13 protein-coding genes are annotated in these 14,596 nt (G+C 59.9%); 10 read left to right on the top strand and 3 right to left on the bottom strand.

Annotation, left to right across the window (positions count from 1 at the left end; all coding sequences use genetic code 11):
- Positions 1–29: 29 nt before the first annotated feature.
- Positions 30–620 (bottom strand): amino acid synthesis family protein, encoded by a 591-nt coding sequence (locus tag C2E19_RS13460; RefSeq protein WP_007917992.1) that lies wholly within the window; start codon positions 618–620, stop codon positions 30–32.
- A 462-nt stretch (positions 621–1,082) separates the two neighbouring features.
- Here C2E19_RS13460 and C2E19_RS13470 point away from each other — a divergent pair, with 462 nt between their 5' ends.
- The gene (locus tag C2E19_RS13470) at positions 1,083–2,126 is read left to right on the top strand and encodes a YCF48-related protein (protein ID WP_129392930.1); all 1,044 of its coding nucleotides are present in this window, start codon (positions 1,083–1,085) and stop codon (positions 2,124–2,126) included.
- Complete coding sequence (locus C2E19_RS13475; RefSeq protein ID WP_129392933.1) at positions 2,123–4,507, top strand: RND family transporter; 2,385 nt, start codon at positions 2,123–2,125, stop codon at positions 4,505–4,507. Before C2E19_RS13470 ends, C2E19_RS13475 begins: the two co-directional genes overlap by 4 nt.
- Before the next feature lie 262 nt (positions 4,508–4,769).
- Here C2E19_RS13475 and C2E19_RS13480 read toward each other — a convergent pair whose 3' ends face one another.
- Positions 4,770–5,489, bottom strand: a complete 720-nt coding sequence (locus tag C2E19_RS13480) for a FadR/GntR family transcriptional regulator (RefSeq protein WP_129392937.1) — start codon at positions 5,487–5,489, stop codon at positions 4,770–4,772.
- A 223-nt stretch (positions 5,490–5,712) separates the two neighbouring features.
- Positions 5,713–7,449, bottom strand: a complete 1,737-nt coding sequence (locus C2E19_RS13485) for an IlvD/Edd family dehydratase (RefSeq protein WP_053121166.1) — start codon at positions 7,447–7,449, stop codon at positions 5,713–5,715.
- A 193-nt stretch (positions 7,450–7,642) separates the two neighbouring features.
- Here C2E19_RS13485 and C2E19_RS13490 point away from each other — a divergent pair, with 193 nt between their 5' ends.
- From C2E19_RS13490 to C2E19_RS13525, 8 genes are all read left to right on the top strand, one after another.
- On the top strand, positions 7,643–8,965 hold the full coding sequence (locus C2E19_RS13490) for an MFS transporter (protein WP_129392940.1): 1,323 nt from the start codon (positions 7,643–7,645) through the stop codon (positions 8,963–8,965).
- A gap of 147 nt (positions 8,966–9,112) precedes the next feature.
- Entirely contained in the window at positions 9,113–10,105 is a 993-nt protein-coding gene (gene araD1 / locus C2E19_RS13495) for an AraD1 family protein (RefSeq protein ID WP_129392943.1), read from the top strand.
- Positions 10,106–10,114: 9 nt separating this feature from the next.
- Positions 10,115–11,695 (top strand): aldehyde dehydrogenase (NADP(+)), encoded by a 1,581-nt coding sequence (locus C2E19_RS13500; protein WP_129392946.1) that lies wholly within the window; start codon positions 10,115–10,117, stop codon positions 11,693–11,695.
- A 154-nt stretch (positions 11,696–11,849) separates the two neighbouring features.
- Positions 11,850–12,161, top strand: a complete 312-nt coding sequence (locus C2E19_RS13505; RefSeq protein WP_008088034.1) for a DUF5629 family protein — start codon at positions 11,850–11,852, stop codon at positions 12,159–12,161.
- Positions 12,148–13,323: a lactonase family protein gene (locus tag C2E19_RS13510; RefSeq protein WP_129392949.1), complete on the top strand. Its 1,176-nt coding sequence runs from the start codon at positions 12,148–12,150 to the stop codon at positions 13,321–13,323. The genes C2E19_RS13505 and C2E19_RS13510 overlap by 14 nt, the downstream gene beginning before the upstream one ends.
- A 156-nt stretch (positions 13,324–13,479) precedes the next feature.
- Positions 13,480–13,659, top strand: coding sequence for a hypothetical protein (locus C2E19_RS13515; protein WP_129392952.1), 180 nt, complete (start codon positions 13,480–13,482; stop codon positions 13,657–13,659).
- Between the two features lie 406 nt (positions 13,660–14,065).
- Positions 14,066–14,278 (top strand): hypothetical protein, encoded by a 213-nt coding sequence (locus C2E19_RS13520; protein ID WP_129392955.1) that lies wholly within the window; start codon positions 14,066–14,068, stop codon positions 14,276–14,278.
- Positions 14,275–14,532, top strand: coding sequence for a hypothetical protein (locus C2E19_RS13525; RefSeq protein WP_129392958.1), 258 nt, complete (start codon positions 14,275–14,277; stop codon positions 14,530–14,532). Before C2E19_RS13520 ends, C2E19_RS13525 begins: the two co-directional genes overlap by 4 nt.
- Positions 14,533–14,596 lie beyond the last annotated feature (64 nt).

Raw genomic sequence — 14,596 nt, forward strand, 5'->3', positions numbered from 1 at the left:
AGCGCTCCTGCAATGCCTTTTTATTGTGGTTACTGGGCTTTTTCGGCGGCCAGTTCTTCCAGATCGATGTAGCGGTTGCCGATGCGCGGGTGCAGGCGACCACCGTCGGCGCAACCCAGCACGACGACGATTTCGTCGGCACGCGGCGCGTCTTCGATCTGCATTTCCAGAGTGATGTAGTGCGAACGCTGACCTTCGTCGTCCTTGTGCATCATCGGAATCTGAATCGAGGTGCCCGGGCCGCCGCGCTTGTTGGTGAAGCTCAGGTAGCTCTTGGCGTTGACGGCTTCGCGGTAGTGGTTGCCGAAGCGCAGGGTGTGGATCACGGCGGAGGCGTGTTCGATCTCGCCATCGGCGCCGACAACAGCGGCTTTGCCGTAAGCCTCGATCTTTTCCGCGCCGCCGATGATGCCGACCAGACGCTCGACCATCAGCGCGCCGAGGTCGGAGCAGTTGGCGCGGATCTGTGGCTTGAGGTCTTCAACGAAACCGTTGCCCACCCAAGGGTTTTTCATCACCACGGCGAGGCCGACCATGGTCACCGGCTTGTCGGTGGCTTTGCCGCCTTCGATGAAGGTTTCTTCGACATAGCTGACGATCTTGCGAATTTCGAAACTCATGAGCTGCTCCGTTGGGGGATTGAGAGTGTCTGTGCGTCTGATGGTATACCATAATACCGATCGTGCAAGTCCCCCTGGCAAGAATTGCGTCATACATCCGGCGAATGGCGCCGCATTCACTGACAACCACAAATTCCAAGACCACCTCTGACCCCTGTGGGAGCGAGCCTGCTCGCGAAAGCGGTGGGTCAGTCAATGGAAAGGGTGACTGTTACACCGCCTTCGCGAGCAGGCTCGCTCCCACAAGGGAATTCATCTGTTATAGAGAGCGGCTTTCGGTTAACAAAAGATAACGTGGCGCCGATTGTCAGACGTTTCGAAAGCCCGATAGGATGAGCCAGCTTCCGAAGTGGCTCTGGATTGCGGGTTTCAGGACTATGCTCCTGAGCATCCATCAACGGAGCACACTTGCGGCGCCCTTGAAGGCCAGAAGGCCTAACAATAATAAATAGGGGAAGGTCTATGAGTCGTTGCCGCCCGCCGGCGTTACGCAACACCGCGTTGCTGGCCACAGCACTCGCCCTGCTGGGCTTCGCCACGTTATCGGCACCTGTGCTGGCCGCCGAGGCTCCAGCCGACGTGGTTTATGCCACCGAATCCGGCAAAGCCGCGAAAAGCCTGATTCTCGATGTCGTTCACGCCGGTGCACGGTTGGTGGCGGTCGGGGATCGCGGGCACATCCTTTATTCCGATGACCAGGGCAAAACCTGGACCCAGGCCAAGGTGCCAAGCCGGCAACTGCTGACCGCAGTGTATTTTGTCGACGACAAACACGGCTGGGCGGTCGGCCACGACGCGCAAATCCTCGCCAGCGCAGACGGCGGTCTGACCTGGAGCAAACAATTCGAAGACCTCAAACGTGAATCGCCGCTGCTCGATGTCTGGTTCAAGGACGTCAACAGCGGCCTCGCCGTGGGCGCTTATGGCGCGCTGCTGGAAACCACCGACGGCGGCAAGAATTGGCAAGACGTCAGCGACCGCCTCGACAACGAAGACCAGTTCCACCTCAACGCCATCGCGGCGGTGAAGGACGCCGGGCTGTTCATCGTCGGCGAGTCGGGCAGCATGTTCCGCTCCGCCGACTGGGGCCAGACCTGGGAAAAACTCGAAGGCCCGTACGAAGGCTCGCTGTTCGGCGTGATTGGTACGGCTCAGTCGCAAACCCTGCTGGCCTACGGCTTGCGCGGCAACCTCTACCGTTCCACCGACTTCGGCAGTACCTGGGAGCAGGTCGAACTGAAAGCCGCCCGTGGCTCACTGGAATTCGGCTTGTCCGGCGCGACCTTGCTGCCTGACGGTTCGATCGTGATCGTCGGCAACGGCGGTTCGGTGATCAGCAGCAGCGACAACGGCGAAACCTTCAGCGTGTTCAACCGCCCGGATCGCATCTCGCTGTCTTCCGTCACCGCTGCCGGCGACGGCAACCTGATCCTGACCGGGCAGGGCGGCGTCCACACCACGCTGCCGAACGGTGCCGAAATCAATAATAAGAAGGCGGGGCTATGACTTCCTTGATCACTCCTCAGCAGGAAAAGGCGACGTTTCTTGAGCGCCTGATCTTCAACAACCGCCCGGCAGTGATTCTGATCTGTCTGGTGGTGAGCATTTTCCTGTTCTGGCAGGCCACGTTGATCCGGCCGTCGACCAGTTTCGAAAAAATGATCCCGCTCAAGCATCCGTTCATCGAGAAGATGATGGAGCACCGCAACGACCTGGCGAACCTCGGCAACACCGTACGGATTTCGGTGGAAGCCACCGATGGCGACATCTTCTCCAAGGAGTACATGGAGACCCTGCGCCAGATCAACGACGAAGTGTTCTACATCTCCGGCGTCGACCGTTCCGGGCTGAAGTCGCTGTGGAGCCCGAGCGTACGCTGGACCGAAGTGACCGAAGAAGGTTTTGCCGGCGGTGAAGTGATCCCGCAGAGCTACAACGGCTCGCAGGACAGCCTCGATCTGCTGCGCAACAACGTGCTCAAGTCCGGTCAGGTCGGGCGCCTGGTGTCCAACGACTTCAAGTCGAGCATCGTCGATATCCCGTTGTTGGAGTCCTATCCGGACCCGCAGGATCAGGGCAAATTGCTGGCGCTGGACTACCGGCAGTTCTCCCATGAGCTCGAAGACAAGATCCGCAACAAGTTCGAAGCGCAGAACCCCAACGTCAAGATCCACATCGTCGGTTTCGCCAAGAAAGTCGGCGATCTGATCGACGGCCTGGTGATGGTGGTGCTGTTCTTCGGCATCGCCTTCGTCATCACCCTGATCCTGCTGTTGTGGTTCACCAACTGCGTACGCAGCACCATCGCGGTGTTGAGTACGACGCTGGTGGCGGTGGTCTGGCAGCTCGGTCTGATGCACTTCTTCGGTTTCGGGCTCGATCCGTATTCGATGCTGGTGCCGTTCCTGATCTTCGCCATCGGTATTTCCCACGGCGTGCAAAAGATCAACGGCATCGCCCTGCAATCCAGCGAGGCCGACAACGCCCTGACCGCAGCGCGACGTACGTTCCGGCAACTGTTCCTGCCGGGGATGATCGCGATCCTCGCGGATGCGGTGGGTTTCATCACGCTGCTGATCATCGACATCGGCGTGATCCGTGAACTGGCGATCGGCGCATCGATCGGCGTTGCGGTGATCGTGTTCACCAACCTGATTCTGCTGCCGGTGGCGATTTCCTATGTCGGCATCAGCAAGCGCGCGATTGCCCGGAGCAAGAAGGACGCCAACCGCGAACACCCGTTCTGGCGCCTGCTGTCGAACTTCGCCAACCCGAAAGTCGCACGCGTTTCGGTGGTGCTGGCGCTGATCGCCTTCGGTGGCGGCCTCTGGTACAGCCAGAACCTGAAAATCGGTGACCTCGACCAGGGCGCGCCGGAACTGCGTCCGGACTCGCGCTACAACAAGGACAACAACTTCATCATCAACAACTACTCGACCAGTTCTGACGTGCTGGTGGTGATGGTCAAGACCAAGGCTGAAGGCTGCTCGCGCTTTGAGGCCATGGCGCCGATCGACGAGCTGATGTGGAAGATGCAGAACACCGAGGGCGTGCAGTCGGCGATCTCGCTGGTGACCGTGTCCAAGCAAATGATCAAGGGCATGAACGAGGGCAACCTGAAATGGGAAACCCTGTCACGCAACCCGGACGTGCTGAACAACTCGATTGCCCGTGCCGACGGTCTGTACAACAACAGTTGCTCACTGGCGCCGGTGCTGGTGTTCCTCAACGATCACAAGGCGGAAACCCTGGATCGGGCGGTGCACGCGGTGCAGGAGTTCGCCAAGGACAACAACAAGGACGGCCTGGAATTCATCCTCGCCGCCGGTAACGCCGGGATCGAAGCGGCCACCAACGAAGTCATCAAGCAGGCTGAGCTGACCATCCTGATCCTGGTGTACATCTGCGTGGCGGTGATGTGCATGATCACCTTCCGTTCATGGGCGGCGACCTTGTGCATCGTCCTGCCGCTGGTACTGACCTCGGTACTCGGCAACGCACTGATGGCGTTCATGGGCATTGGCGTGAAGGTTGCGACGCTGCCGGTGGTGGCGCTGGGCGTGGGGATTGGTGTCGACTACGGCATCTACATCTACAGCCGTCTGGAGAGTTTCCTGCGCGCGGGGCTGCCGTTACAGGAAGCCTATTACCAGACGCTGAAATCCACCGGTAAAGCGGTGCTGTTTACCGGTCTGTGCCTGGCGATCGGCGTGTGCACGTGGATCTTCTCGGCGATCAAGTTCCAGGCCGACATGGGCCTGATGCTGACCTTTATGCTGCTGTGGAACATGTTCGGTGCACTGTGGCTGCTGCCGGCACTGGCGAAGTTCCTGATCAAGCCGGAGAAACTGGCGGGGCAGAAGGGTAATTCGCTGTTTGCGCATTGATCTGAAGGGCTGAAATGACAAAGCCGCAACCTTAGGGTTGCGGCTTTTTTTGTGGCTCAAGATCAAGAGCCCCTCACCCTAACCCTCTCCCGGGGGGAGAGGGGACTGATTGGGGGATATTGGAGATTTACGCCGACTTGAGCGTCCTGCTGTGAATCCATAATCGACTCGGATTTTCAGGTCGATGTATGACGAAGCACGCCTCGGTCAGTCCCCTCTACCTCTGGGAGAGGGCTAGGGTGAGGGCAAGCAGTCTCAAGCCTTAAGTGAGTTCAGCGCCAAGCACAACACTCAAAGCACTACGCGCATCGTCCAATTGCACCAACGTCGCATGCCGAGCACCCAGCGCATCGCGATTCTCGATAGCAGTCAGAATCGCCTTATGCCGAGGCAACGCCAATTCATGCAGATTCGGCCGCTGATTCGAATGCTTCAACGCCTCGGCAATCGCCACCGACAACATATTGCACAGGTTCGCCAGCAAATCATTGTGCGTCGCATCGGCGATCCGGCTGTGAAAGTCCAGATCCGGCTGCAACAATGCTTCCGGTGTCGGCGCCGCCTCCATGCGCTGGTAAGCCTCACCAATCGCGGCAATTTCGACATCGGTCGCATGCTGGGCGGCGAGGGCGGCAGCGGCCGGTTCGATAATGCTGCGCACACTGGTCAGGACATTGAAAAATTCATTCTGCGGGCTGCTTTGCATCAGCCAGTGCAGCACGTCCGGGTCGAGCATGTGCCATTCGCGGCGCGCCTTGACCACTGTGCCGACGCGCGGCCTGGAATACACCAGCCCCTTGGCCACGAGTACCCGCGTGGCTTCACGCAACACCGGCCGGCTGACCGCGTATTCCTCGCAGAGCAAGGCTTCGGCGGGCAGTTTGTCGTCGGGCTTGAAGCGTCCGGAGACGATCTGCATGCCCAGTTCCTGGACGATGCGCGAGTGCATGCTTTTGCGGTCGGAGGGTTTGCGGTAATCCATGGGGAACGGCGCGATCCTGAGCGATGGAGATGCCGCGCATCATAGCAGGCACGACACAATCTTGAGGGAGTACACAAAAGCCAAATGTGGGAGCGGGCTTGCTCGCGAAAGCGGTGTGTCAGCCAAATATATGGCGCTGACACTCCCTCTTCGCGAGCAAGCCCGCTCCCACAAGGGGATGCATACCAATGTAGGAGCTGCCGCAGGCTGCGATCTTTTGCTCTTAGTGAGAATGACGAGGCACTTCAGCCCCTCGGCAACCCACCAGGAAATCAAAGTCACAGCCCTGATCCGCTTGCAGCACATGGTCGATGTACAACTGACGATAGCCGCCCACCAACAATTGCTGCGGTGGTTGCAGATCCGCCATCCGCGCCGCCAGTTCCGCATCCGGAATATCCAGGTGCAAACGGCCAGTGGCGCAGTCCAGCTCGATCCAGTCGCCTTCCTTCACTGTCGCCAAAGGCCCGCCAGCCGCCGCTTCCGGCGCCACGTGCAAGACCACCGTGCCGTACGCGGTGCCGCTCATCCGCGCATCGGAAATACGCACCATGTCCGTCACACCCTGCGCCAGCAACTTGGCCGGCAGCCCCATGTTGCCGACTTCGGCCATGCCCGGATAACCCTTCGGCCCGCAGTTCTTCATCACCAGAATCGAATCCTTGTCGACATCCAGCTCCGGATCATTGATCCGCGCCTTGTACATGTCGAAGTTCTCAAACACCACCGCACGACCGCGATGCTGCATCAGTTCCGGCGTTGCAGCGGACGGCTTGAGCACCGCACCCAGCGGCGCCAGGTTGCCGCGCAATACACAAATCCCGCCGTCGGCGCGGATCGGATTGTCGAGCGTGCGGATCACTTCGTCTTCGCCATAGATCGGCGCGTCCTTGGTGTTCTCGCCGATGGACTTGCCGTTCACCGTCAGCGCATTCGGATGAGGAATCAGATTGGCTTCACCGAGGCGACGCAATACTGCGGGCAAACCACCGGCGTAATAGAACTCTTCCATCAGAAAACGCCCCGACGGTTGCAGGTCGACAATGGTCGGCATGCCGCGCCCCATGCGCGTCCAGTCATCCAGATCCAGCTCGACACCGATGCGCCCGGCAATGGCTTTCAAGTGAATCACCGCGTTGGTCGAACCACCGATGGCGGCGTTCACGCGGATAGCATTCTCGAAGGCTTCTTTAGTCAGAATCTTAGACAGTTTCAAATCTTCGCGAACCATCTCTACGGCACGCATGCCGGACATGTGCGCCAACACATAACGCCGCGCATCCACCGCCGGAATCGCCGCGTTGTGCGGCAAGGACGTGCCGAGCGCTTCAGCCATGCAGGCCATCGTCGATGCGGTGCCCATGGTGTTGCAGGTGCCCGCCGAACGCGACATGCCGCCCTCGGCCGCAAGGAAATCGTCAATCGTGATGGTGCCAGCCTTGACCTGTTCGCTGAGCTGCCAGACCACCGTGCCGGAACCGATGTCCTTGCCCTTGTGCTTGCCGTTGAGCATCGGCCCGCCGGTGACGACGATGGCCGGCACGTCGCAACTGGCCGCGCCCATCAACAGTGCCGGGGTGGTTTTGTCGCAACCGGTCAGCAGCACGACGCCGTCGATCGGGTTGCCGCGAATCGCTTCTTCAACGTCCATGCTCGCCAGGTTGCGAGTGAGCATGGCGGTCGGGCGCAGGTTCGATTCGCCATTGGAGAACACCGGGAATTCCACCGGAAACCCACCGGCCTCGATCACCCCGCGTTTGACGTGCTCCGCGATCTGGCGGAAGTGCGCGTTGCACGGGGTCAGTTCCGACCAGGTGTTGCAGATGCCGATGATCGGCTTGCCGTGGAACTGGTGGTCGGCGATGCCCTGATTCTTCATCCAGCTGCGGTACATGAAGCCGTTCTTGTCGGCCGTGCCAAACCATTGGGCGGAGCGCAGGGTGGGTTTCTTATCAGACATGATCGATTCTCTTATTGTATGACTATAGTGTTCAAGCTACGGCCTAATCTAAGCGCAAAATCCTAGGTTTGGAAGTGTTGTTGGTGAATTAGTATTACTATATAGTCGTTTTCGACGGAGGGTTGGCCCTGACGGTTTTCCGTGAGAGGCGTCCCCCGAGGTTCTATAAAAACAACAATCGGAGACCGATCTCATGAGCCAGGAACTGCGGCTAATCCGGCGCATCACGCTGAAACTGATTCCCTTCCTGATCCTGCTGTACCTGATCGCCTATGTGGATCGCTCCGCCGTCGGCTTCGCCAAGCTGCACATGGGCGCCGACATCGGCATTGGCGATGCGGCTTATGGCCTCGGCGCCGGGCTGTTCTTCATTGGTTACTTCCTTCTCGAAATCCCCAGCAACCTGATGCTCGAACGTTTCGGCGCACGACGCTGGTTTGCGCGAATCATGATCACCTGGGGCGCCATCACCATCGGCATGGCCTTCGTCCAAGGGCCGCACAGTTTCTACGTGATGCGCTTTCTGCTCGGCGCGGCTGAAGCGGGGTTCTTCCCCGGCGTTCTCTACTACATCACCCAATGGTTCCCGGTGCGCCATCGCGGCAAGATCCTCGGCCTGTTCATCCTTTCTCAGCCCATCGCGATGATGATTACCGGCCCGGTTTCCGGCGGTTTGCTCGGTATGGACGGTGTCCTCGGTCTGCACGGCTGGCAGTGGCTGTTCATCGTCATCGGCACGCCGGCGATCCTGCTGACCTGGCCGGTCTTGCGCTGGTTGCCGGACGGCCCGCAGCAAGTGCAGTGGATGGATCAGGCGGAAAAGGACTGGCTGACCGGCGAGCTGAAAAAGGATCTGCAGGCATACGGCCAGACCCGCCACGGCAACCCGCTGCATGCGCTGAAAGACAAACGCGTGTTGCTGCTGGCGCTGTTTTATCTGCCGGTGACGTTGAGCATTTATGGCTTGGGCCTGTGGTTGCCGACGTTGATCAAACAGTTTGGCGGCAGCGATCTGGTCACCGGTTTCGTCTCGTCGGTACCGTACATCTTCGGGATCATCGGCTTGTTGATCGTGCCGCGCAGCTCCGACCGATTGAATGATCGTTACGGGCATCTCGCCGTCCTCTATGTGCTGGGCGCGATTGGTCTGTTCATGAGCGCGTGGCTGTCGTTGCCGGTGGCGCAACTGGCAGCGTTGTGTCTGGTGGCGTTTGCGCTGTTTTCCTGCACGGCAGTGTTCTGGACTTTGCCTGGGCGCTTTTTTGCCGGCGCGAGCGCGGCGGCGGGGATTGCCTTGATTAATTCGGTGGGGAATCTGGGCGGGTATATCGGGCCATTCGTGATTGGGGCGTTGAAGGAATACACCGGCAACCTCGCGTCCGGCCTGTACTTCCTCTCGGGGGTGATGGTCTTCGGTTTGATCCTGACCGCAATCGTCTACCGCGTGCTGGAACGCAAACACGTCCTTCCAGTCGACCAATTCGCCGCCAGCGCCCGCGGCGCCACCCGCACCTGACAGCCAAACACTGGCCCCTTGTGGGAGCGAGCCTGCTCGCGAAGAGGCAGGTACATTCAACATTTGAGGCGACTGACACACCGCTTTCGCGAGCAGGCTCGCTCCCACAGGGGATCAGCGGTGTTTTTGAGGGAATAGGAGAAGAACATGCATCTGATTCAATTCGAATTAAGCAACCGCGAACGCCGCGTCGGCGTGGTCGACAACGGTCTGGTGCGCGAAGTGCAGGACGCCCGCACAGTGCGCGATCTGGCGCTCGCCGCCATCGAGGCCGGCAACACCCTTGAGCAGCAAGTGCAAACCTTGGGCCTTGGCATCAGCCACGACTATGCCGAACTGCTGTCGCAACTGCGCATCCTGCCGCCACTCGACCACCCGGACCCGGCGCACATGTTGATCAGCGGCACCGGTTTGACCCATTTGGGCAGCGCCTCGGCGCGCGACAAAATGCACCAGCAGGCCGGCGACGAAGCGACGATGACCGACACCATGCGTATCTTCAAATGGGGCGTGGAGGGCGGCAAACCGGCGGCGGGGCAGGCCGGTGTGCAGCCGGAATGGTTCTACAAAGGCGACGGCAGCATCGTCGTCCGTCCCGGCCAGCCGTTCCCGGTACCGCCGTTTGCCGAAGACGCTGGCGAAGAACCGGAGATGGCCGGCCTGTACCTCATCGGCAACGACGGCAAGCCTTATCGCTTGGGCTTCGCGGTCGGCAACGAATTCTCCGATCACATCATGGAGCGCAAGAATTACCTGTACCTCGCGCACTCGAAACTGCGCAGCTGCAGCTACGGCCCGGAACTTCGCACCGGCGAACTGCCTCAACATCTGACAGGCACCAGTCGCATCCTGCGGGACGGCGAAGTGCTCTGGCAGAACGAGTTTCTCAGCGGCGAGGCGAACATGTGCCACAGCCTCGCCAACCTCGAATACCACCACTTCAAATACAGCCAGTTCCTCCGTCCGGGCGATGTGCACATTCACTTTTTCGGCACCGCGACCCTGTCGTTTGCCGACGGCATCCGCACCCAACCGGGCGACGTCTTCGAAATCAGCCAGGCCGAATTCGGCGCGCCGCTGGTCAACGGCATCGTCCCGGTTCCTGCGGCGTTTGAACCGGACAGCATCGGCACCCTTTAAGGAGATCCCATGACTCAGATTCTCGGTCACAACTACATCGGCGGTCAGCGCAGCGCCGCTGGCAATGTAAAACTGCAATCGGTCGACGCCACGACGGGCGAGCAACTGCCCCACGATTTCATTCAGGCCACGGTGGAAGAAGTCGACGCCGCCGCCAAGGCTGCCGCTGCCGCGTACCCGGCCTATCGCAGCCTCAGCGCCGAACGCCGCGCGCAATTTCTCGACGCGATTGCCGATGAAATCGATGCGCTGGGTGATGACTTCGTCGCTGTGGTCTGCCGCGAAACCGCCTTGCCGGCGGGGCGCATTCAGGGTGAGCGCGGGCGTACCAGCGGGCAGATGCGGCTGTTCGCCAAAGTGCTGCGCCGTGGCGATTTCTACGGTGCGCGGATCGATCTGCCGTTGCTGGATCGTCAACCATTGCCGCGCCCGGATTTGCGTCAATACCGAATCGGCCTCGGCCCTGTGGCGGTGTTCGGCGCAAGCAATTTCCCGCTGGCATTTTCCACTGCTGGCGGCGACACCGCTTCAGCGCTGGCCGCCGGTTGCCCGGTGGTGTTCAAGGCCCATAGCGGGCACATGGCGACAGCAGAACTGGTCGCCGATGCGCTGATCCGCGCCGCCGAAAAAACCGCCATGCCTGCCGGCGTGTTCAACATGATCTACGGTGGTGGCGTCGGTGAATGGCTGGTCAAGCACCCGGCGATTCAGGCGGTCGGCTTCACCGGTTCGCTCAAGGGTGGACGTGCGTTGTGCGACATGGCCGCCGCGCGTGCGCAACCGATCCCGGTGTTCGCCGAGATGTCGAGCATCAATCCGGTGATTGTCTTGCCGCAGGCATTGGCTGAACGTTCCGAAACGGTTGCTCGCGACCTGACTGCGTCGGTGGTGCAGGGCTGCGGTCAGTTCTGTACCAATCCGGGTCTGGTGATCGGCATCCGCTCGCCACAGTTCAGCGCGTTCGTGCAGCAGGTAGCGGGTTTGATCGCTGATCAACCGGCGCAAACCATGCTTAACGCCGGCACCCTCGGCAGCTACGGCAAAGGCTTGCAGAAGCTGTTGGCGCATCCCGGCATCGAGCATCTGGCCGGTCATCCGCAGCAGGGCAATCAGGCGCAGCCGCAGTTGTTCAAGGCCGATGCCAGCCTGTTGATCGATGGCGATGAAGTGCTGCAGGAAGAAGTGTTTGGCCCGACCACGGTGATTGTCGAAGTGGCCGACAAGGCGCAACTCAGCGCTGCACTACACGGCCTGCACGGGCAACTGACGGCGACAATTATCGGCGAGCTGGCGGACTTCGAGCGCTTCGCCGAACTGACGCCGTTGCTGGAGCAGAAGGTCGGGCGGATTCTGCTTAACGGTTATCCGACCGGTGTCGAGGTGTGCGATTCGATGGTCCACGGTGGGCCGTATCCGGCGACATCCGATGCGCGCGGCACCTCCGTCGGCACGCTGGCCATCGACCGTTTCCTGCGCCCGGTGTGTTTCCAGAACTACCCGGACAGCTTGCTGCCCGAACCCCTGAAAAACGCCAACCCGCTGCGCATCCAGCGCCTGGTCGACGGTAAACCCAGCCGCGAAGCTCTCTGAAAAACACCCCTGTAGGAGCTGCCGCAGGCTGCGATTTTTTGATCTTGATCTTAAAAACAAAATCAAAAGATCGCAGCCTTCGGCAGCTCCTACAGGGGGAGTGGGGCGCCATGAGCTATCATTGGCCCTTTCCCCCCTAGAAAGACTGTTTGCCATGACTGCCCAAACCCTTCTCAACGCCCTCGAACACTGCGGTATGGTCGAAATCGACGGCCTGCACGCCTTCGAGTTCGCCCTCGATGAAGACGATAACCTGCACATCGAATGCATCGACGGCCGAGCGGCCAAGCATTGGGAATTCACTCCGGCGCAGGTTGCCGCGGCAACCTTCGATGACTCTTTGCAGAGCTGGTTGATCGTCGGCTATTTCAACGAAACCAAAGCGATCGGCGAACATCGCCTGGTTTGTCATGGCGATGTAGTCAGCAGCAGCGACGACGAGGATGACACTGATGAAAATGCGTAAATTCTGGCCGCTGCTGATGGCCGGCAGCGTCGGTGCCATGGGCCTGTCCACGGCATCTGCAGAAAGCTTCCAGTTGCTGGTCGGCTCCTACACCGCCGGCACCAGCCAAGGCATCTATCGCATGAACTTCGACAGCGCCACCGGCCAGATCGATGCCAAGCCATTGCAAGTGGTCAAGAGCGAAAACCCGTCGTGGCTGACCTTGTCCAAAGACCAGCATCGTCTGTTCGTGGTCAATGAAAACGGCCCGGGCCAGAAAGACCCGGTCGGCCGCGTCAGCAGCTATGCGATCGATCCGAAGACTCACGCGCTGAGCCTGATCAATCAGGTGCAGAGCCTGGGCAACGAGCCGACTCATTCGAGCCTCAGCGCTGACGCCAGCCACCTGTTCGTCAGCAACTATTCGGTAATGGAAGATCCGGGTGGAACCCTGGCGGTGCTGCCGGTCGGTGCTGACGGCAAACTGAAGCCGGTCGTACAGATGAGCGCGCACCCGGCGAGCCGGGTCAATCCTGAGCGTCAGGCCTCGAACCACGTGCACTCGACGATTTCCTCGCCGGACGGTCGCTACGTGTTCTCCAATGACCTGGGTGCGGACAAGGTTTTCATCTACAAATTCGACCCAAAGGCCAATCCGGACTTGCCGCTGACCCCGGCGAAAACCGCCTCGGTGTCCCTGCCGGCCGGCAGTGGCCCGCGTCATCTGCTGTTCAGCGCTGACGGCAAGCACGCCTGGCTGAGCATGGAAATGAGCGCGCAGGTCGCGGTGTTCGACTACAACGACGGCGTGCTGACCCAGACCCAATTGGTCGATCTGGCTGCAGGTCAGCCGACGTCGGACAAGGCCGGCGCCGCGCTGCACACCTCGGCGGACGGCAAGTTCCTCTACGTCAGCAATCGCGGCACCGCCAATCAACTGCTGGTGTTCAGCATCGATCCGGCGACTGCCCAGCTCAAAGAGCTGCAAAAGCGCTCGGTGGAAGGTGATCACCCACGCGAATTCAGCCTCGATCCGAGTGGCAAGTTCCTGTTGATCGCCAACCAGAAGAGCAACCAGATTGTTGTCGTCGAGCGCGACAGCAAGACCGGTCTGCTTGGCAAAACCGTGCAGAAACTGCCGATGGACGCGCCGAGCGACCTCAAGTTTCTAGTGCGACAATAAGCCACAGGCCCCGGTTTACGGGGCCTGTCTGGTTGTATTAATTGCACTGATATGCGCTAACGTTACAAAGCATTTCAAGCGATCAACCCTCGAGCGTTAAGTTTGCTTCACGGCCCAACCGGGCAAGCAAGCCAACCGAACACGAGGGTTACCGCCATGAACTTCAATCTCTTCTCCGTTATCGCCGCTTCCGCCATCTCCGCCACCGTGGTTCTGCCAGCTGGTGCCAACGTTGAAATCGCCAGCAAAAAATCCCACACCCAGAGCTACACCCAGAAATACCTGCAACAGAGCGCCAACTTCTACGCCGCCCTGGATCACAAAAGCCAACACTGAGCGCCAGCACACAATTCCCCTGTAGGAGCTGCCGAAGGCTGCGATCTTTTGATCTTGTTTTTAAAAAAGCAAAATCAAAAGATCGCAGCCTTCGGCAGCTCCTACACGTGTGCGTTGTTGATCGTTGTTGATCGTTCCCACGCTCTGCGTGGGAATGCCTCTAGGGACGCTCTGCGTCCAGTGACGCGGAGCATCACGGGCTGCATTCCCACGCAGCGCGTGGGAACGATCGGTAAAGACCGTCGCCCTCGTGTGCGTTTCGTAGCGTCATAGGTTTTCTCGAACGCGCAAATAGACCGGCTAAATAATCAACGAAGCTGATGTTCACTATGGAAAACCCTGAGTGGTTGCCGCAGCTTTTTTGATCGATTCTGTGGCCATCGAAACATGCCCACGGGAGAACACCATGGCCAGCGCAATCATCACTTCAGCCAAACGCGGCGCCTACCTGGCCATCGGTCTTTACCTGGCCGTGGTGCTCGTTGTCAGCGTCGCCTCGCAAATGGAACATCGCTTCAGCGCACCGATTGACGTCGCCCACCCTGGCATCCAGTTCGAAGTCCGCTCGCAGAGCGTGACGGTCGACCGGGCTGAACTCGCAGGAGTCGGCGGCGCATGAAAGGTTACAGACTTTGGGTCATTGCCAGTCTGGCGGTCATGACCAACGGCGCTTCATTGCTGGGGATAGGCCAAGGCTCGGTGGGAGGGCTGGCGCGGGCCATAGAGGCCAATCACACCATCGCGCATAACATCGAACGGGCGCACACGCTGGGGTTGATGGCGGGGAATCCACCGGTGAAGGTTTCGACCAATTTCCTCGGTCCCTTCGAAGTTGATTGCATGGCGCTTGGGATGTGCAATGCACTCGCCTAGACACCGCAATCCATTGTGGCGAGGGGATTTATCCCCGTTGGGCTGCGAAGCAGCCCCAAATCCT

Origin of the sequence: Pseudomonas sp. DTU12.3 (assembly GCF_004124275.1) — a bacterium.
Lineage (GTDB): Bacteria > Pseudomonadota > Gammaproteobacteria > Pseudomonadales > Pseudomonadaceae > Aquipseudomonas > Aquipseudomonas helmanticensis.

Excerpts from the sequence above, each read along its gene's own strand:
- C2E19_RS13460 (WP_007917992.1), bottom strand. The coding sequence starts at position 620 with ATGAGTTTCGAAATTCGCAAGATCGTCAGCTATGTCGAAGAAACCTTC.
- C2E19_RS13470 (WP_129392930.1), top strand. The coding sequence starts at position 1,083 with ATGAGTCGTTGCCGCCCGCCGGCGTTACGCAACACCGCGTTGCTGGCC.
- C2E19_RS13475 (WP_129392933.1), top strand. The coding sequence starts at position 2,123 with ATGACTTCCTTGATCACTCCTCAGCAGGAAAAGGCGACGTTTCTTGAG.
- C2E19_RS13480 (WP_129392937.1), bottom strand. The coding sequence starts at position 5,489 with ATGGATTACCGCAAACCCTCCGACCGCAAAAGCATGCACTCGCGCATC.
- C2E19_RS13485 (WP_053121166.1), bottom strand. The coding sequence starts at position 7,449 with ATGTCTGATAAGAAACCCACCCTGCGCTCCGCCCAATGGTTTGGCACG.
- C2E19_RS13490 (WP_129392940.1), top strand. The coding sequence starts at position 7,643 with ATGAGCCAGGAACTGCGGCTAATCCGGCGCATCACGCTGAAACTGATT.
- araD1 (WP_129392943.1), top strand. The coding sequence starts at position 9,113 with ATGCATCTGATTCAATTCGAATTAAGCAACCGCGAACGCCGCGTCGGC.
- C2E19_RS13500 (WP_129392946.1), top strand. The coding sequence starts at position 10,115 with ATGACTCAGATTCTCGGTCACAACTACATCGGCGGTCAGCGCAGCGCC.
- C2E19_RS13505 (WP_008088034.1), top strand. The coding sequence starts at position 11,850 with ATGACTGCCCAAACCCTTCTCAACGCCCTCGAACACTGCGGTATGGTC.
- C2E19_RS13510 (WP_129392949.1), top strand. The coding sequence starts at position 12,148 with ATGAAAATGCGTAAATTCTGGCCGCTGCTGATGGCCGGCAGCGTCGGT.
- C2E19_RS13515 (WP_129392952.1), top strand. The coding sequence starts at position 13,480 with ATGAACTTCAATCTCTTCTCCGTTATCGCCGCTTCCGCCATCTCCGCC.
- C2E19_RS13520 (WP_129392955.1), top strand. The coding sequence starts at position 14,066 with ATGGCCAGCGCAATCATCACTTCAGCCAAACGCGGCGCCTACCTGGCC.
- C2E19_RS13525 (WP_129392958.1), top strand. The coding sequence starts at position 14,275 with ATGAAAGGTTACAGACTTTGGGTCATTGCCAGTCTGGCGGTCATGACC.